The 18,394-nt window shown below is 42.6% G+C and carries 20 protein-coding genes; all 20 read right to left on the bottom strand.

Going from position 1 to position 18,394, the window contains the following annotated elements; genetic code table 11:
• Window positions 1-45: 45 nt before the first annotated feature.
• Window positions 46-1,899 carry a proline--tRNA ligase gene (locus tag SORDD24_RS03190; protein ID WP_061407370.1) on the bottom strand — a complete coding sequence of 618 codons (1,854 nt, stop codon included), beginning with the start codon at window positions 1,897-1,899 and terminating at the stop codon, window positions 46-48.
• Window positions 1,900-1,915: 16 nt separating this feature from the next.
• A complete protein-coding gene (gene rseP, locus SORDD24_RS03195) occupies window positions 1,916-3,172 on the bottom strand; it encodes an RIP metalloprotease RseP (protein ID WP_061407374.1) in 1,257 nt (418 codons plus the stop codon).
• 15 nt (window positions 3,173-3,187) lie between these two features.
• Window positions 3,188-3,991 (bottom strand): phosphatidate cytidylyltransferase, encoded by an 804-nt coding sequence (locus SORDD24_RS03200; RefSeq protein WP_061407377.1) that lies wholly within the window; start codon window positions 3,989-3,991, stop codon window positions 3,188-3,190.
• Window positions 3,992-3,999: 8 nt separating this feature from the next.
• The gene (locus SORDD24_RS03205) at window positions 4,000-4,758 is read right to left on the bottom strand and encodes an isoprenyl transferase (protein ID WP_061407381.1); all 759 of its coding nucleotides are present in this window, start codon (window positions 4,756-4,758) and stop codon (window positions 4,000-4,002) included.
• Window positions 4,759-4,964: 206 nt separating this feature from the next.
• Window positions 4,965-5,549, bottom strand: coding sequence for a nucleotidyltransferase family protein (locus SORDD24_RS03210; protein ID WP_061407385.1), 585 nt, complete (start codon window positions 5,547-5,549; stop codon window positions 4,965-4,967).
• Window positions 5,530-6,528: a Holliday junction branch migration DNA helicase RuvB gene (gene ruvB / locus SORDD24_RS03215; RefSeq protein ID WP_081103492.1), complete on the bottom strand. Its 999-nt coding sequence runs from the start codon at window positions 6,526-6,528 to the stop codon at window positions 5,530-5,532. The genes SORDD24_RS03210 and ruvB overlap by 20 nt, the downstream gene beginning before the upstream one ends.
• A gap of 486 nt (window positions 6,529-7,014) precedes the next feature.
• Complete coding sequence (locus tag SORDD24_RS03220) at window positions 7,015-7,431, bottom strand: GNAT family N-acetyltransferase (protein ID WP_061407388.1); 417 nt, start codon at window positions 7,429-7,431, stop codon at window positions 7,015-7,017.
• 11 nt (window positions 7,432-7,442) lie between these two features.
• Complete coding sequence (locus SORDD24_RS03225; RefSeq protein WP_061407391.1) at window positions 7,443-8,138, bottom strand: GNAT family N-acetyltransferase; 696 nt, start codon at window positions 8,136-8,138, stop codon at window positions 7,443-7,445.
• 110 nt (window positions 8,139-8,248) lie between these two features.
• Entirely contained in the window at window positions 8,249-10,750 is a 2,502-nt protein-coding gene (gene leuS / locus SORDD24_RS03230) for a leucine--tRNA ligase (protein WP_061407394.1), read from the bottom strand.
• Between the two features lie 159 nt (window positions 10,751-10,909).
• On the bottom strand, window positions 10,910-11,602 hold the full coding sequence (locus tag SORDD24_RS03235; protein ID WP_061407397.1) for a histidine phosphatase family protein: 693 nt from the start codon (window positions 11,600-11,602) through the stop codon (window positions 10,910-10,912).
• Window positions 11,603-11,838: 236 nt separating this feature from the next.
• On the bottom strand, window positions 11,839-13,176 hold the full coding sequence (locus tag SORDD24_RS03240) for a PFL family protein (RefSeq protein ID WP_000354874.1): 1,338 nt from the start codon (window positions 13,174-13,176) through the stop codon (window positions 11,839-11,841).
• Between the two features lie 9 nt (window positions 13,177-13,185).
• Window positions 13,186-13,452, bottom strand: a complete 267-nt coding sequence (locus SORDD24_RS03245) for an ACT domain-containing protein (protein ID WP_000644111.1) — start codon at window positions 13,450-13,452, stop codon at window positions 13,186-13,188.
• A 263-nt stretch (window positions 13,453-13,715) separates the two neighbouring features.
• Entirely contained in the window at window positions 13,716-14,102 is a 387-nt protein-coding gene (gene rplQ / locus SORDD24_RS03250; RefSeq protein ID WP_061407400.1) for a 50S ribosomal protein L17, read from the bottom strand.
• An 11-nt stretch (window positions 14,103-14,113) separates the two neighbouring features.
• Entirely contained in the window at window positions 14,114-15,049 is a 936-nt protein-coding gene (locus tag SORDD24_RS03255; RefSeq protein ID WP_000568993.1) for a DNA-directed RNA polymerase subunit alpha, read from the bottom strand.
• Between the two features lie 42 nt (window positions 15,050-15,091).
• Window positions 15,092-15,475: a 30S ribosomal protein S11 gene (gene rpsK / locus SORDD24_RS03260; protein ID WP_001118385.1), complete on the bottom strand. Its 384-nt coding sequence runs from the start codon at window positions 15,473-15,475 to the stop codon at window positions 15,092-15,094.
• Window positions 15,476-15,492: 17 nt separating this feature from the next.
• Complete coding sequence (rpsM, locus tag SORDD24_RS03265) at window positions 15,493-15,858, bottom strand: 30S ribosomal protein S13 (protein WP_000090781.1); 366 nt, start codon at window positions 15,856-15,858, stop codon at window positions 15,493-15,495.
• 17 nt (window positions 15,859-15,875) lie between these two features.
• The gene (rpmJ, locus tag SORDD24_RS03270) at window positions 15,876-15,992 is read right to left on the bottom strand and encodes a 50S ribosomal protein L36 (RefSeq protein WP_001808836.1); all 117 of its coding nucleotides are present in this window, start codon (window positions 15,990-15,992) and stop codon (window positions 15,876-15,878) included.
• A 24-nt stretch (window positions 15,993-16,016) separates the two neighbouring features.
• Complete coding sequence (infA, locus tag SORDD24_RS03275; protein WP_001029883.1) at window positions 16,017-16,235, bottom strand: translation initiation factor IF-1; 219 nt, start codon at window positions 16,233-16,235, stop codon at window positions 16,017-16,019.
• Between the two features lie 116 nt (window positions 16,236-16,351).
• Window positions 16,352-16,990, bottom strand: coding sequence for an adenylate kinase (locus tag SORDD24_RS03280; RefSeq protein WP_001050433.1), 639 nt, complete (start codon window positions 16,988-16,990; stop codon window positions 16,352-16,354).
• A gap of 145 nt (window positions 16,991-17,135) precedes the next feature.
• Window positions 17,136-18,392 carry a preprotein translocase subunit SecY gene (gene secY / locus SORDD24_RS03285; protein WP_061407403.1) on the bottom strand — a complete coding sequence of 419 codons (1,257 nt, stop codon included), beginning with the start codon at window positions 18,390-18,392 and terminating at the stop codon, window positions 17,136-17,138.
• Between the last annotated feature and the right edge of the window lie 2 nt (window positions 18,393-18,394).

Raw genomic sequence — 18,394 nt, forward strand, 5'->3', positions numbered from 1 at the left:
AAAACTAGTTACATTTTTGCCTTGTTTTTCTTCTGATTATAGTTTTTATTTCTTGCTTAGGATTTCCAGCGTTTCAAGCAAGTTATCTGCGTGAACTTCAATTGTGTCCCCAGTTGCCTTGATCTTAACCTCTACGATACCATCAGCTGCTTTTTTCCCAACAGTGATACGGATTGGCAACCCAATCAAGTCGCTATCGCTAAACTTCACTCCGACACGTTCGTTACGGTCATCCGTCAAGACTTCGTAACCTTTATTTACCAAAGCTTCTTCGATACGATTTGTCAATGAAAGACTTTCTTCATCCTTGACATTAACTGGAATCAAATGCACATCAAATGGTGCCAATTCTTTAGGGAAGTTAACTCCCCAAGCGTAACGGTATTCACCTTTTGGAGTCTTGTTTACAAAGAGGCGAGCGTGTTGCTCCATAACTGCTGAGAGGAGACGGCTGACACCGATACCGTAACAGCCCATGATGATTGGAATCGCACGGCCGTTTTCGTCCAAGACATCCGCACCCATGCTTGCTGAGTAGCGAGTTCCCAATTTGAAGATGTGACCAATCTCGATACCACGGGCAAAGTTAAGGACACCTTGTCCGTCTGGTGAAATTTCACCCTCACGAACTTCGCGGATATCCACGTATTCTGCAGTGAAATCGCGACCTGGGTTCACACCCGTCAAGTGATAGCCATCTTGGTTGGCACCAGCAACAGCATTGCGAACATCTTGCACCTTGCGGTCAGCAATGATTTTGACATTTTCTGGCAAAGCAACTGGTCCAAGCGAACCAAAGCCTGCTGGGACGACACTTGCGACTTCTTCCTCGCTCGCAACGTCAAAGAAATCTGCACCCAAGTGGTTTTTCAACTTGACTTCGTTGAGTTGGTCATTTCCAACTAGAAGGGCTGCGATAAGCTCACCATCTGCCATGTAGAAGAGGGTTTTGATGGTTTGTTCTTCTGGCACGTTAAGGAAGGCTGCGACTTCATCGATTGATTTAACATCTGGAGTTTCCACTCGAGTCACTTCTTCTTCCGCAACGACACGGTTACTTGGTTTGTACTCGTTTGTTGCCATTTCCAAGTTAGCCGCATAGTCAGACTCACTTGAGTAGGCAATGGTGTCTTCACCAGAAACCATCCATTTGAGCAATTCTGCCTTGATTTCTTCTTGTACTTCTGCAGGAATTTCATCAAATGATGCAACTGACTTGTCCAAGACAACCCAGCGGTCAAGGTCTGTACGAGCAGGAGTGATGGCCATAAATTCTTGACTGTCCTTACCACCCATGGCTCCGCCGTCACCGATGATAGCCTTGAAATCCAAACCACTACGAGTGAAAATTCGTTCGTAGGCCGCCTTGTACTCGTCATAAGTCACATCCAAACTATCGTAATTAGCATGGAAACTATATCCGTCTTTCATGATAAATTCACGCGTACGGAGAAGACCGTTACGTGGACGTTTTTCATCACGGTACTTAGGCTGAATTTGGTAAAGGTTAAGTGGCAATTGCTTGTAAGATTTCACTGAGTCACGAACAATAGCTGTAAAAGTCTCTTCGTGTGTTGGACCTAGGATAAAGTCTGACTTTTCACGGTTCTTCAGTTTATAAAGGTCTTCACCATAGGTTTCATAACGGCCTGATTCACGCCAGAGATCCGCGCTTAGAAGGGCTGGAGCCAACATTTCCACGGCACCAATCTTATCAAATTCTTGACGCATGATGTTCTTAGCTTTTTCGATTACACGGTTAGCAAGTGGCAGGTAAGAGTATACACCGGCAGAAACTTGACGAACATAACCAGCACGCAACATAAGAGCGTGGCTGATAACTTGAGCATCACTTGGCATTTCGCGAAGCGTAGGGATTAGCATTTTACTTTGTTTCATAATATTCCTCGATTATCTAAAAAAAGAGTCGCATAATGTCATTCCAGGTCACAGCTAGCATCAAGACAACCATGATAACTACACCAGCCATGGTGACATAGGTTTCAATTTCTTGTTTAAGGGGTTTACGGCGGATAGCCTCTAGGATATTGAGCACAATCTTTCCACCATCCAAAGCCGGGATCGGAATCAAATTAAAAATCCCGATATTGATGGAAATCATGGCTAGGAAGTAGAGGACATTCTCAATTCCATTTTTAGCAGCATCGCTACTTGCCTTAAAAATGGCAACGGGACCACCGAGTTTGTTCAAATCTGGATGGAAAATCAAGTTTTTCAGAGCCGAAAGGATACGGAGTCCTGAGTCAGCAGCTGTCGTAAATCCACCAATAAACATGGATAGAAAGTCTGACTTGACCCCCGGTTGAACTCCGAGAATATAACGTCCTTGATTTTCTTCTGGAGTCACAGTGACTTGTTTTTCGCTACCATTTTCAGAAATAGTCACATCCAAGGTCGGGGCAGTCTTATCCTTGGTATCTGCTTCCACAGCCTGAATCAAATCCTGCCAATTCTTAACTTCGTGGGAGCCGACCTTGGTGATTTGAGCTGTCTCAGCTATACCCACCTTAGCCAAAGCTCCCTCAGGCATGACATGAAAGAGATTGGTTTGAGTGTCTCTAACACCACCCTGCAAAAAGATCAGGATCCAAAAAACAACAACACCTAAGATAAAGTTATTCATAGGACCTGCAAAGTTGGTGATGAGCTTACCCCAGATAGAAGCATTTTGGTACTGTACATCCAGAGGGGCAATGCGTACTTCGGTTCCATCTGCCTCAACAACTGTTGCATCGTGATCCACTGCAAAGGTCTTTTCTTCTTCCAAGACCAAGCCCTTGATAAAGAGCTTGTCTTCAAAGTCAAACTGGGTTACCTGCATAGGGAGAGCTGTTTGATCCAGTTTCTTCCCTGAGAGGTTGATCCGTTTGACCTTACCATCTTCGGCAAGTGTTAAACTGACCGGGGTTCCTGTCTTGATCTCCGTCGCATCATCACCCCAACCAGCCATACGAACATACCCTCCTAAAGGAAGTATCCGAATGGTATAAGCAGTTCCGTCCTTACCGATATGGGCAAAAATCTTGGGGCCCATACCAATAGCAAACTCACGGACTAAAATGCCTGATTTCTTAGCAAAATAAAAATGTCCAAACTCATGCACCACCACGATAATCCCAAAAACCAGGATAAAGGTTAGCAATCCAATCATTCAATATTCCTTTCTTTAGAAGAGACCAAACAAGTGCATGATAGGAAAGACGACTAGCATACTGTCAAAACGATCCAACACACCACCATGACCCGGGATAAATTTCCCTGAATCCTTGACACCAAAATGGCGTTTCATAGCACTCTCAATCAAGTCACCAAACTGACCTGCCACACTGAAGAAGACGGCAAAGAGGCTCATTCTATAAATTCCATAAGGGAGAGCAACTGTGCTATCTACAAGCATGAAGATTGCTGTTACCAGTACCGCACCTAGAATACCACCGATAAAGCCCTCAATGCTCTTATTGGGAGAAACTGTCGGAGCCAACTTATGCTTACCAAAATTCATCCCTATCAGGTAAGCTGCGCTATCTGTCGCCCAGACGATAAAGAGGGCCAGAAGCACCTTGTCAAAACCTGCCACCCGAGCATCTAGTAAGGCGTTAAAACCAAAACCAACATAAAAACTCATCGCTATCGGGAAAACGGCATCTTCAATCGTATAGCTTTTACTGAAAACGGTGGTCCCTAGCATAATCGTAATTAAAACGCTGTAGGCAACCACATTCCCATCAACTGGCAAAAAAGTTAGGTAATTTTCTAATGGGATTGTGAGAGCAAAGGTCGCAAAGAGGGTCAAGGCACCCTCGATGGTCATGGTCTTTAGCCCCTTCATGTGTAAGAGTTCATAAACAGCTAGCATGGCTAACAAACCAATGCCTATCTGTAACAAGAGTCCTCCCACAAACAAGACTGGAAGGAAAATGGCCAGGGCCAATACTGCAAACAATGTTCTCTTTTGTAAATCCTTGGTCATATCTTCTCCTAAACTCCTCCAAATCGGCGATTACGATGATTAAAGGCAACAATAGCTTCCTGCAGGGCGACCTCATCAAAATCAGGCCACAAGGTATCCGTAAAATAAAGCTCGCTATAGGCTGCTTGCCACGGCAAGAAATTACTTAAACGCAACTCACCACTTGTACGGATAATCAAATCTGGATCTCGCAAATCCTTTGGCAGGTGTTGCGTGAAAAGGTAATCCCCAATCATATCTTCTGTGATATCGCCAGGATTGATTTTGGCATCTAGAACTTCCTGAGCCAAGCTCTTAAGAGCCTGCGTGATTTCAGCACGACCACCATAATTAAGGGCAAAATTGAGAATCAAACCCGTATTGTTCTTGGTCAACTCCTCTGCTTTTTTCAAAGCTTCAAAAGTCGGCTTAGGCAGACGGTCTGTTTCCCCAATCATCTGAATCTTAACATTATTTGCATGTAATTCCGGGACGTAGTTGTCATAAAACTCGACTGGTAAGTTCATGATAAACTTGACTTCTTGATCTGGGCGCGTCCAGTTTTCCGTTGAAAAGGCATAAACCGTGATGACCTTGACTCCCATCTTGTTAGCTGCCTTGGTCACCTTTTGGAGGGCTTCCATCCCTGCCTTATGGCCAAAAACCCGTGGTTGCATCCGTTTTTTAGCCCAGCGGCCATTCCCATCCATGATGATGCCAATATGAGCAGGAACCTGTGTTGGAACCTCAACTTCTACAGCTTTATCTTTCTTAAAAAATCCAAACATGATCTTATTCCTATTCAAAAATCTATCGTTTCATTATACCATATTTCCCTATTTTCTTCTATTGGTAAGTTATTAGCTCTCCGTACAAACAAAAAATAAGCCACCTGATTGGGCGACTTAATTTTATAGGGAGATTATTATGAAAAAGTTTTAGGAGTTTAAGTTAAGTTCCTCTTAACTTATGAACCCAGTATACCGCCCCTAACTTAAATTTTTCTTAAGTTTTTTGAGAAAGTGAGATTTTTCCATTTTTCTTGCCAATTTTTCTTGGACAATCGCTCTTGATAGAGTTTCATTCGGTCTTCATTATCTAGAAAATGAGGAGTCGGGGAAACCTGGAAGTTCATAATATCCTCTAAACCATATGGGGCAAAGAGTTCTAAAGTGGAATCTTCATTCAAGCGAAGACCTACCGCCGTACAGCGCTCGGGATACTTACTCATAGCATCACGGGAACTCGTGTAGGGCGCAGTGTGAGAACTGTGCAGATGCATGTAGACCTGATTTTTCAACTCCCATTGATATTGGGGAAAATTCTCTTTCAGCTTGCGTTCTATACCCAACGTATCTTCGTAAGAGATAGCTGGATCAAAGAAAATCACATCCACATCTGTTTCACGGTCAAAAGGAGATTTGTCTGACAAGAGATTCCAGATAAAATTTCTAACTGAACCTGCTGCCAACCAAGAGTCTTGCAAACCAAGATCACGGATGATGGTTAGAATAGCCATCATATCTGGATTTTTTCTAAAAACCTCTAGAAGATCTTGCTCATTTTTCATTATACTCATAGCCCAAATGTTCGTAAGCCTTAGCTGTCGCAACCCGTCCTGAGCGAGTTCGCATGATAAAGCCTTTTTGGATGAGGTAGGGTTCATACATATCCTCAACCGTCTCACGCTCTTCAGCGATATTCACAGAAAGAGTTCCTAGACCGACAGGACCACCACCATACATCTCAATCATGGTACGAAGGATTTTCTGGTCCACATAGTCCAATCCTTCATGGTCTACATCCAGCATGGTCAAGGCCTTATCCGTAATGACATCATCAATCAAGCCATCGCCCATAATTTGGGCAAAGTCACGCACGCGCTTGAGGAGGCGATTAGCGATACGGGGAGTTCCTCGACTACGCAAGGCCAGCTCAGCAGCTGCCTTATGGGTGATTTCCATCTCAAAGATATCTGCCGTCCGCTCGACAATCTCTGTCAAGTCAGCATGTTCGTAATATTCCATGTGACCTGTAATCCCAAAACGGGCACGAAGAGGATTGGACAGCATCCCTGCTCGTGTCGTTGCCCCAATCAAGGTAAATGGTGGCAATTCCAGATGAACGCTGCGACTGGTTTCACCAGCACCGATCATAATATCGATATAAAAATCTTCCATGGCACTATATAAAACTTCCTCAACAGCCATGGGCAAGCGATGAATCTCGTCTATAAAGAGTACATCTCCTGGTTCCAAGTCATTCAAAATCGCTACCAAATCACCTGCTTTTTCGATAACGGGACCAGACGTCTGCTTGAGATTGACTCCCAATTCATTGGCAATGACAAAGGCCATGGTCGTTTTCCCGAGACCTGGAGGACCAAACAAAAGAACATGATCCAGCGCCTCATCACGCATTTTTGCTGCCTCGATAAAGATTTGAAGCTGATCCTTGACCTTGTCTTGTCCGATATATTCACGTAAATATTGGGGACGGAGGGTACGCTCTACCAACTCCTCATCACCCATGATTTCATTATCTAAAATTCTACTCATGTTCCTATTATAGCAAAAATCCAGCCTACAAACAAAAACTCCACCTGATTAGGTGGAGTTAAGGGAGATTATTATGAAAAAGAAAAGTTTAGGATTTCATTAAATAAAGTTAGGAGGTCTTTATTTAATGATTATATAATACAAGATGAATCTTAAAGCTAACTTAATTTTTTCTCTGATTTATCATTTTTAAAAAAAATGTTCCCAAATGGAATTTTCTTTCTTAAGCAACAAAAAAGCCACCTGATTGGGTGGCTTCTTTAGGAGATTATGATGAAAAAGAAAAGTTTGGGATTTCATTAAATAAAGGGTACTCAATGAAAATCGAAATCAGACTAGCCAGATAGACGCAAGCATAACGATAGTTAGCTAAGTCGACTCTAACGAAGGTTGGTGAGATTTTCGAAGAGTATTAGGAGGTCTTTATCTAATAACTATATAATACACGAGGATACTTAAACTTTACTTAAGAGAAAATAATTATTTTTATTTTTTTCGATCTACCCAAATCATTCCTGTACAATCATAAGTAGATAAGGTTTCAAAGCCCAGAGAACGATAGAATCTCAAGGTTTTTTCTGTCTGTTCGGTCACTAGTTGGACTTGATAGGTATCTTTGTAATCACCTAAAGCCTCTTTCATCAAGCAACTACCAATTCCTTGGCGCTGATAGCTAGGCAAAACAATCAAATCCTGGACAAAAATCGATGAAAAACCATCTCCGACCAAACGGACCATGCCCACCACGGCATCGCCATCAAATGCCAAATAAATCGCTAATGAGTGAGACAAGGCCTTCTCCAACATCTGAGGTTGATGAGTATAATTTGTCCATCCAACTGCCTGATAGAGATGCAAAACATCTTCTAACTTGACAACTTCTTGCTTTCTAACGCTAATCATGTCATCACCTCTTAGAACTCTCTCAAGCTCTTGTACTGCCGTCCATTTTTATCAAAATTTTCAGGAGCCAACCATGCTTCCAAACGAACTTTGACTCGAGCCCAGTCCTTATCAATCATAGACAACCAATCCGTATCCCTCGTACGCCCCTTATAAACGACTGCCTGGCGGAAGGTTCCTTCATAGACAAAGCCTAAACGTTCTGCTGCTCGTCTTGATGGCAGATTTAGAGCATCGCATTTCCACTCGTAGCGACGATAGTTAAGCTCCTCAAAAACATAGCGCGCCAAGAGATACTGGGCTTCTGTCCCTATTCGTGTTCCCCTTAGTTCTGGAGAAAAAATAACAGTCCCAACTTCAACTACACGATTATTTTGGTCGATGCGCATAAGCGAAAAGGTTCCCAAGACCTTACCCGTCTCCCTATCCAAGATAGCATAGAAAAAACGGTCCTTACGAGCCAACATCTGGTTTAAAAGGCTGACCAGTTCCTCCCTATCTGCCACCGGCTCCTGAAAGAGGTAGGTCCACATCTCCCGAGGAGTATCTGGGCCATAAACAGCTAGTAAATCTTCCGCGTGCTTTTCTACCGAAAGAGCCTCGATTCGAGCATAACGTCCTTCTAAAAAATCGATAGCAGGTAATTTACCAGACGTGTGACCGACTACAGACTCACCAATCATCTGACCATATTCATTTACTGGCATAGTTTTCTCCTTGTTATACTTTTCAAACTTTATAATTGCACATATTATATCATACTTTCATGAAAAAATTCAAAAAATCCTCCAGATTCTAACTCTGAAGGATTCCTATCTTATTTCACAACAATATTCACAAGTTTGTTAGGGACACTAATCACTTTGACAATTTCCTTACCGTCAATTTCTGCTTTGACTTTTTCATCAGTCAGAGCAATTTCTTGTAATTCTTCGCGTGACAGATCTTTAGCGACCATGAGTTTGGCACGAACTTTACCTTTGATTTGGACGACGATTTCGATTTCGTCTTCAACCAATTTGCTTTCGTCCCATGTTGGCCAAGCTACATAAGAGATGGATTCGCCTGTTGCTGCGACTGTTTGCCAGAGTTCTTCTGCCAAGTGAGGCGCAAATGGGGCGATCAATTGGATAAATCCTTTGGCGTAGTCAATATAGAGCTTTTCTTCCTTGTTAGCCGCGTTGACAAAGACCATAAGTTGGGCAATGGCTGTGTTGAATTTCATAGACTCGATTTGCTCAGTGACAGCTTTGACTGTTTCATTGTAGACCTTGTCAAGAGCACCATTGTTTTCCGAAGCGATTTCTTTACTTGTAATCAAACGATAAACACGGTCTAGGAATTTACGGCTTCCTTCCAAACCTTCTTCAGACCAGGCGATTGAAGCATCAAGCGGTCCCATGAACATTTCATAGACGCGAAGGGTATCGGCACCATATTGTTCCACCACATCGTCTGGGTTAACAACGTTCTTGAGAGATTTAGACATCTTGGCTGGTGCTTGCTCCAACTCTTCTCCTGTTTCCACATGGAAGAAAGAACCGTCACGTTTTTCAACCTTGTCAGTCGCCACAAGAGCCCCACGGTGGTCACGGTAGCTTGTCCCCAAAATCATTCCTTGGTTAAAGAGTTTTTGGAATGGTTCCTTAGTCGGAACAACACCTAAGTCATAGAGGAATTTATGCCAGAAACGAGCGTAGAGCAAGTGAAGAACAGCATGCTCTGCCCCACCCACGTAGATATCCACTGGCAACCATTGTTTGAGAAGGTCCTCATCAGCCAATTTCTCAGTATTGTGTGGGTCAATATAACGGAGGTAGTACCAGCTTGAACCAGCCCACTGTGGCATGGTATTGGTCTCACGACGACCTTTGACGCCATCTTCACGAGTCACCTCAAGCCAGTCTGTCAAGTTAGCCAATGGACTTTCACCAGTACCTGAAGGACGGATGTCCTTGGTTACTGGCAAGACAAGTGGCAATTCACTTTCAGGGACAGCTGTTGAAGTCCCATCTTCCCAATGAATGATAGGGATTGGCTCACCCCAGTAACGTTGACGGCTAAAGAGCCAGTCACGGAGACGGTAGGTAACCTTCTCTTGTCCACAGCCTTTTTCTTCCAACCAAGCGACAATCTTAGCAACCGCATCTTCTTTGTTCAGTCCATCTAGGAAATCAGAGTTTACATGAAGTCCATCTTCTGTGTAAGCAGCTTCTGCTACGTTTCCACCTTCCAGCACTTCTACGATTGGAAGACCAAACTGTTTGGCAAATTCCCAGTCACGTTGGTCGTGGGCTGGCACAGCCATGACAGCACCTGTTCCATAGCTAGCAAGAACATAGTCCGCAATCCAGATTGGAATTTCTTTGCCATTGACAGGGTTGATGGCATAAGCACCAGTCCAAACCCCTGTTTTTTCCTTGGCAAGGTCGGTACGAGCCAAGTCTGACTTGAGGCTGGCTTGATGTTTATAGTCTGCTACGGCTTCAGCTTGTTCGGGACTGACGATAGCTTCTACCAAATCATGCTCAGGCGCCAAGACAGTGAAGGTCGCACCGAAAAGGGTGTCCGGACGAGTGGTAAAGACAGTGAATTCCTTGTCTGTTCCTTTTACTTTAAAGGTTACATTGGCACCAGTTGATTTCCCAATCCAGTTGCGTTGCATATCCTTGATAGACTCTGGCCAGTCCAGGTCATCCAAGTCATTGAGCAAGCGCTCTGCATAGGCAGTGATTTTGAGCATCCATTGGCGCATTGGTTTGCGGACAACTGGATAGCCCCCACGCTCAGAAGTTCCGTCAGGAAGGACTTCTTCGTTGGCAATGGCCGTTCCCAATTCTTCGACCCAGTTTACTGGTACTTCAGCTTCATAAGCCAAACCTTTTTCGTAAAGCTTGGTGAAGATCCACTGCGTCCACTTGTAGTAGTTTGGATCTGTTGTGTTGACTTCACGATCCCAGTCGTAAGAGAAGCCAAGCGCATTGATTTGGCGTTTGAAATTAGCAATATTTTCCGCTGTAAATTCTGCTGGGTCATTTCCCGTATCCATGGCGTATTGCTCTGCAGGCAATCCAAAGGCATCCCAACCCATTGGGTGAAGGACATTGTAGCCTTGAGCACGTTTGTAACGGCTGAGAATATCCGTTGCTGTGTAACCTTCTGGGTGTCCTACATGCAATCCAGCTCCTGAAGGATATGGAAACATGTCGAGAGCATAGAACTTCGGTTTTGAGGCATCTGTTCCTGTCTTAAATGTATGATGTTTCGCCCAGTAGCCCTGCCACTTAGGCTCAATTTCCTTATGATTGTAAAAATTCATGGTATCTCTCCAATTTTATGATGTTACTATTATACCATTTTTGGGGGAATTTGAAAGATGAGAAATGCTCTTTTCAACTTGGATAATAAGAAATACTGAGTCGCAAATCCACCTTATTTAACAGGAAAAAAATTAGCTCCTAATCGGAGCTAACTTCTATCAATTTTTTATTTCTTCCATCTTCTCACGTCCGAGTTCTCGATAACTACGGTCGCCAACGACTTGGACCGTAAACTGGCCGTTCTCGTATTCTAGAATGGTCACACTACCATTATCTAGACCATGCGGATGCATGCCATTGATGAGATAAACCATCGTACCAATGGTCATCCCGTGGCTGACAACCAAGGCATTCCCGCCACCTTGTTCTTCCATTTCTTTAGCAATCGTTTCAAAACCTTCTTTGATTCGACCACTGAGTTTTTCCCAGCCTTCTGCCCAGCCAGCAGTATCAACCTCTACCAAACCTTCTGCTAGTTCTGCATAGGACAACTGATGAACATGGTCCACATTAAAAATACGAGGAATCAACCCCATAAAGAGGTCCCCATCATAGGCCCCATCAAAACTACCAAAACACCACTCACGGATCCGCTTGTCCATGCGGTAAGGGATTTTTCCCTGCAGGCCAAGTTCTTCTAGGATAATTCCCATGGTTTGAATAGTCCGCCCTGAATCGCTGGAATAAGCGCGGTCAAATTGTAAACCAGATTCTCTCAAGCCAATTCCTAACTCATGAATTCCCAACTCACCTTCTGCGGTTAGAGGCGTATCACTCCATCCTTGAGCACGTCCAATGGTGTTAAACATCGTTTTCCCATGACGGACCAAGTACAATCTTACTTTAGACATTTTCTATCCTCCATTTTCTTCTATTATATCATGGATCAAAGAAATATTCGGCTTTCAAAAGCAAAGCCAACATTTGTAAATTATCCAAAAGAAAAGCTACCCTCATGGTAGCTTCCCTAGGAGATTATTATGAAAAAGTTTAGGATTTCTATTAAATAAAGTTAGGAGGTCTTTATTTAATGATTATAGTATACACAGTCATCCTTAAACTCAACTTAAATCTTCTCTCTTTTTTATTAATTTTTAAAACTATGGATTGGAGCTGGGATTTGCCCACCGCGAGAGATGAAATCAACAGACGAAGCCCCGTTGACCTTCATCACTGGAGCTGTCCCTAGCAAACCACCAAACTCAATCATATCGCCTTCTTTGCCTTTTGGAATAATACGGACAGCCGTTGTTTTCATGTTAATAACACCAATTGCCGCCTCATCCGCAATCATAGCCGCAATGGTTTCAGCAGGCGTATCTTCCGGAATGGCAATCATATCCAGCCCAACAGAACAGATAGCCGTCATAGCTTCTAGTTTCTCTAAATTCAGAGAGCCATTTTGCACCGCAGCAATCATCCCCTCATCTTCAGAAACAGGGATAAAAGCACCAGACAAGCCACCAACCTGGTTACAAGCCATCACTCCGCCCTTCTTAACTTGGTCATTCAAAAGAGCGAGTGCCGCAGTCGTCCCATGCGTTCCTACTGTTTCCAAGCCCATCTCCTCCAGTACTCGAGCCACTGAGTCTCCAACTGCAGGAGTAGGCGCAAGACTTAGGTCGACAATTCCAAAGTCAACACCAAGGCGTTCACTCGCCATTTGCCCAACCAGCTGACCGATACGAGTAATCTTGAAGGCTGTTTTCTTGACTGTTTCCGCTACTACATCAAAACTCTGACCACGAACTTTCTCCAAGGCGCGTTTGACAACACCAGGACCTGAAACACCAACATTGATGATGACATCTGCTTCACCGACACCATGGAAGGCCCCCGCCATAAAAGGATTGTCCTCAACAGCGTTAGCAAATACGACCAATTTGGCAGCACCCATATCTGATAAGTTCGCTGTTTCCTTGATGATACGTCCCATATCTGCAACTGCAGTCATGTTGATGCCTGACTTGGTTGAGCCAATATTAACAGACGAACAAACCTTGTCTGTCTCAGCTAGAGCGCGTGGGATAGAATTGATGAGAATTTCATCTCCTTTTTGGTAGCCTTTTTGTACCAAAGCTGAGAATCCACCGATAAAGTCAACACCAATCTCCTTGGCAGCCTTGTCAAGTGCCTTTGCCAAAACGACATAGTCTGTCGCATCAGTCGCTGCTCCAATCAAGGAAATCGGAGTCACCGATACTCGTTTATTGACAATCGGAATCCCAAGTTCTGCAGCAATTTCATCTCCTACAGCCACTAGATTTGCAGCTTTAGTCGTGATTTTTTGATAAATCTTTTCAGCAGCACGTTCGATGTCTGGATCAATACAGTCCAAAAGGGAGATGCCCATGGTGATGGTTCTGATATCGAAGTTCTGCTCCTCGATCATAGCAATGGTTTCAGTAACTTGTCTAATATCCATGATGACCTCCTAGATATTATACATGGCGTCAAAAATCGCTGCACTTTGAATATTGATTTTAACATTCAAGGTCTGACCGAACGTTTCAAACTCATTTCGCAGATAAGTGAAATCCTGTTTTTCGTCACTAGAAACGACTGCCATCATGGTAAAATACTCATCCAGTACTGTTTGAGAAATATCATCAATATTCAAACCCAATTCTGCAATTTTAGTAGACACGCCAGCAACAATACCTGCCTTGTCCTTGCCAACCACTGTAATAATAGCCTTCATCTTTAGACTCCCATTCTACGATTATTAGAAAACCTGAACGTTTTTGATTTTCTTTTTCCTTAGTATAGCATATTTCTGTAAAAAATACTAAAAAACGCCTGCTTACGAAGTTGTTCTTAAACAAAAAACAATTTCGTAAACAAGCGTCTACCCTATCAAATGATGATGAGTGTTCCCGCTAGGACCGAAGTCCCAGCGGTAGACCAGAGCTAGACTAAGAGCACAAGACTCCATCATCATAACACTCAACAAAATTGATGATTTTATACTAATTCGATGATCGCCATTGGCGCAGCATCACCACGACGTGGTTCAGTTTTAAGGATACGAGTGTATCCACCGTTACGTTCAGCATAACGAGGTGCGATTTCTGAGAACAATTTTTGAAGTGCTGTAGTAGAAGTGTACTTATCAGTTGCTTCATTATAGTTTTCAGATGCGATTTCATTACGTACGAAAGCAGCTGCTTGACGACGTGCATGCAAATCACCACGTTTACCTAGAGTAATCATTTTTTCAACAGTTTTACGGATTTCTTTAGCACGAGCTTCAGTTGTCACGATTGATTCGTTGATCAAAAGGTCAGTTGTCAAATCGCGAAGCATTGCTTTACGTTGTGAGCTAGTGCGTCCTAGTTTACGGTAAGCCATGTATTCCTCCTTTATTTATCTTTTAATCCAAGACCCAAGTCAATGAGTTTGAGTTTCACTTCTTCCAAACTCTTGCGTCCAAGATTTCGTACTTTCATCATCTCTGCTTCAGATTTTTCTGTCAAATCATGCACAGTATTGATACCGGCACGTTTCAAACAATTGTATGAACGCACAGACAAGTCCAGTTCCTCAATCGTCCGATCCAAAATACGATCGTCAGATTCAGTATCAGCTTCTTTCATCACTTCAGTTGACTTCGCAATCTCAGTAAGATTTGTAAACAAATCAAGATGTTCTGTCAAGATACGTGCTGAAAGCCCTAAAGCATCTTCTGGAATAATTGTTCCATTAGTCAAGATTTCAAGGGTTAATTTGTCAAATCCATCATTGCTACCTACACGAGCAGGCTCTACTTGATAGTTGACTTTTGTAACTGGTGTATAAATAGAATCTACAGCAAGTGTTCCAACTGGTGCATTATCTTTTTTGTTTTCATCAGCAGGTACATATCCACGACCACTGTTAACAGTCATTGTCGCTTTTAGAGAAGAACCTTCACCGATTGTAAAGAGATAATGATCTGGATTTACAATTTCAATATCACTGTCAGTCAAAATATCTCCAGCTGTAATTTCAGCAGGACCTTCAACGTCAAGTTCAATGATTTTTTCGTCTTCAACGTATGATTTCACTGCAATCCCTTTAATGTTCAGAATGATTTGCATCACGTCTTCACGAACACCTGGAACTGTGTCGAACTCATGCAAGACACCTTCAATGTTGATAGATGTCACTGCTGCTCCCGGTAGAGAAGCTAGTAGTACACGACGAAGAGAGTTACCAAGAGTTGTACCGTAGCCACGTTCAAGTGGTTCGATTACAAACTTGCCATAATCTTTATTTTCATCAATTTTTGTTATATTTGGTTTTTCAAACTCAATCATTTAGTTACTCCCTCTTAAACGAAAAGCAGTGTAATGCGATGATTATACACGGCGACGTTTTGGAGGACGAGCACCATTGTGTGGCACTGGAGTCACATCACGAATTGCTGTTACTTCAAGACCAGCGGCAGCAAGCGCACGAATAGCTGACTCACGACCAGAACCTGGACCTTTTACAGTAACTTCAACTGATTTAAGACCGTGTTCTTGTGCAGATTTAGCAGCAGCTTCAGAAGCCATTTGAGCAGCGAATGGTGTAGATTTACGAGAACCTTTGAAACCAAGAGCACCAGCTGATGACCAAGCAATTGCATTACCATGCACATCAGTAATCATAACAATAGTGTTATTAAATGTAGCGTGAATATGAGCAATACCAGATTCGATATTCTTTTTCACACGACGTTTACGTGTTGGTTTAGCCAAGACTTTTACCTCCTATATTATTTTTTCTTACCAGCAATCGCAACAGCTTTACCTTTACGAGTGCGAGCGTTGTTTTTAGTGTTTTGTCCACGGACAGGAAGTCCACGACGGTGACGAATACCACGGTAAGAACCGATTTCCATCAAACGTTTGATGTTCAAGTTTACTTCACGACGAAGGTCACCTTCAACTTTGATTGCATCCACTTCACGACGGATAGCATCTTCTTGATCTGATGTAAGGTCACGTACACGAACATCTTCTGAGATTCCAGCAGCAGCCAAGATTTTCTTAGATGTTGCAAGTCCGATACCATAAACGTAAGTCAATGAGATTACTACGCGTTTGTCATTTGGAATGTCAACTCCAGCAATACGAGCCATGTTTTCTCCTTTCTATCTTATCCTTGACGTTGTTTGTGTTTTGGATTTGCTGGGCAAATTACCATAACACGACCATTACGACGAATTACTTTACAGTATTCGCAAATTGGTTTGACCGATGGTCTTACTTTCATTTCTTATCCCTCCAAGTTTTTCGATTATTTAAAGCGGTAAGTGATACGTCCACGTGTCAAGTCATATGGACTCATCTCGACAGTAACACGATCTCCCGCTAAAATACGAATATAGTTTTTACGAATTTTACCAGAAACTGTTGCTAAAATCTGATGTCCATTTTCAAGTTCAACCGTAAACATTGCGTTAGGCATTGTATCGACTACTTTGCCTTCAACTTCAATCACATCGTCTTTTGCCACGCAAAAGCACCTCCATAAATTTCGATTTGATGCCTCTAAACATAGAGACAACAATTATAAGTCAGACTATCTCAGTATAACATTTGTAGCGATTTTTTGCAAGTGTGAAAAACGCTTTATTTCAAATTTGTCAATACTTTTTCGATGTCTTTGAACACATCATTGATATCTTGATTTCCTTCGATATCGTGGACCAAACCTTTGGCACGATAGTGAGCAATAATTGGTTCACCTTGTGCGATGTTAACATCCAAACGACGCTTCACTGTCTCAGGTTTGTCATCTTCGCGTTGGTAGTAATCTTCTTCTTTGTAGTCAACTGGTGGGTTGAAAACTTTGTGGAAGGTTTCACCTGTTTCGCGATGGATGATGCGGCCGCTCAAACGTTCCAAGAGACAGTCTGGGTTCACTTCGATGTTGATCACACCTTCCAATTCGATACCAAGTTCAGCCAATGTTTTGTCCAAGGCATGCGCTTGTTCAATCGTACGTGGGTAACCATCCAACAAGAAACCTGTTTCTTTGATGTCGTCCTGAGAAAGGCGTTCTTTAACAATTCCATTTGTAACTTCATCTGGAACCAACTCACCTTTGTCGATGTATGACTTGGCAAGTACACCCATTTCAGTTTGATTAGCCATAGCAGCACGGAACATATCTCCAGTTGAAATGTGTGCCACGTGGAATTGTTCCACAATTTTAGCTGCTTGCGTTCCCTTACCTGCTCCAGGTAAGCCCATAATCAAAAGATTCATGATAGGATCTCCTTATTTTGTATTTAAATAGAAGCAGAAATTCGTTTCAACCCCTATTTAAAAACAAAATAGAAGAGGGGAGACGAAAGTCTCTCTGATAGGTAGACCTTCATACTCCACTCTCTAAGCAAAAGTAATCTTGCTTTTATTCTGTTTTGTCCATGAAACCAACATACTTACGTTTCAATAGGTAACCTTCAAGTTGTTTGATTCCTTCGATACCGGTCGAGATAATGATCAAAAGACTAGTTCCCCCAAAAGCAACTGCTTCTGAAAGTCCAAAGACGTCTTTTGCCACAATCGGCAAGATTGAGATCACACCAAGGAAGATTGATCCGACCGTCGCAAGGCGACGAAGAAGTTTCGACATGAATTCTTCAGTTCCCTTACCAGGACGGACACCATGAATGTAGGCTCCACTCTTTTGCAAGTTTTCTGCTGCTTTCTCTGGATTGATCTGTACAAATGTATAGAAGAATGTAAAGAGAATGATTAACAAGGCATACATAGCAACACCTGTCGGAGATGTTGTAGATAACATTTCCTGTGCTGTACGTACCCAAGCCCAATCATGACCTGTAGCACTCAAAAACTGAAGAATGGCTGCAGGTGCTGCTGTAATGGAACTTGCAAAGATAACTGGGATAACTCCCGCTGGGTTTACCTTCAAAGGAAGGTATGAGCTTGATGGGGCTCCTTGAGCAACTTTTGTATATTGGATTGGAATTTTATATTCTGCTTGTTGAACATAGGTTGTAAAGTAAACAATCAACAAGACAGCGATAATCAAAATAACGACAAAGATAATAGATGAAGTCAAACGGCTACTTGGGATATTGACGAAGTAGTCAACATAGATGCCTTTAATCATCTCAGGGATTGATGCGACAATACCTGCAAAGATAATCATAGACACACCATTTCCGTATCCTTTATCCGTAATTTGTTCTCCAAGCCACGTTACAATCATACTACCTGCTGTGAGGATAATACCAATAGTAACAAAGACTTGTGGAGTTAAAGCTGTCGTTAATAATTTCGCTCCAGATAGAGTATTAAATCCTGCTGTAATCCCGATAGATTGAACAAATGCAAGCACAAGTGCAATATATCGAGTAGCTTGGTTTAGTTTTCTCCGTCCTACTTCCCCTTGTTTGCCCCATTCTACAAACTTCGGTAAAATATCCATTTGTAGCAATTGAACAACGATGGAAGCAGTGATATACGGACTTACACCGAGTGCGAAAACGGAGAAGTTCTTCATGGCATTCCCTGAAACAAGACTAAGCATGTTCAAGAAAGATAAACCACTGAGAGCTTCTAAACTTTTCGCATTCACACCTGGAACAGTAATACTTGTCCCAATACGGAAAACAAGAATGATAAAAATCGTAAAGAGAATTT

This window comes from Streptococcus oralis (genome assembly GCF_001579175.1).
Taxonomy (GTDB): Bacteria; Bacillota; Bacilli; order Lactobacillales; family Streptococcaceae; genus Streptococcus; species Streptococcus oralis_O.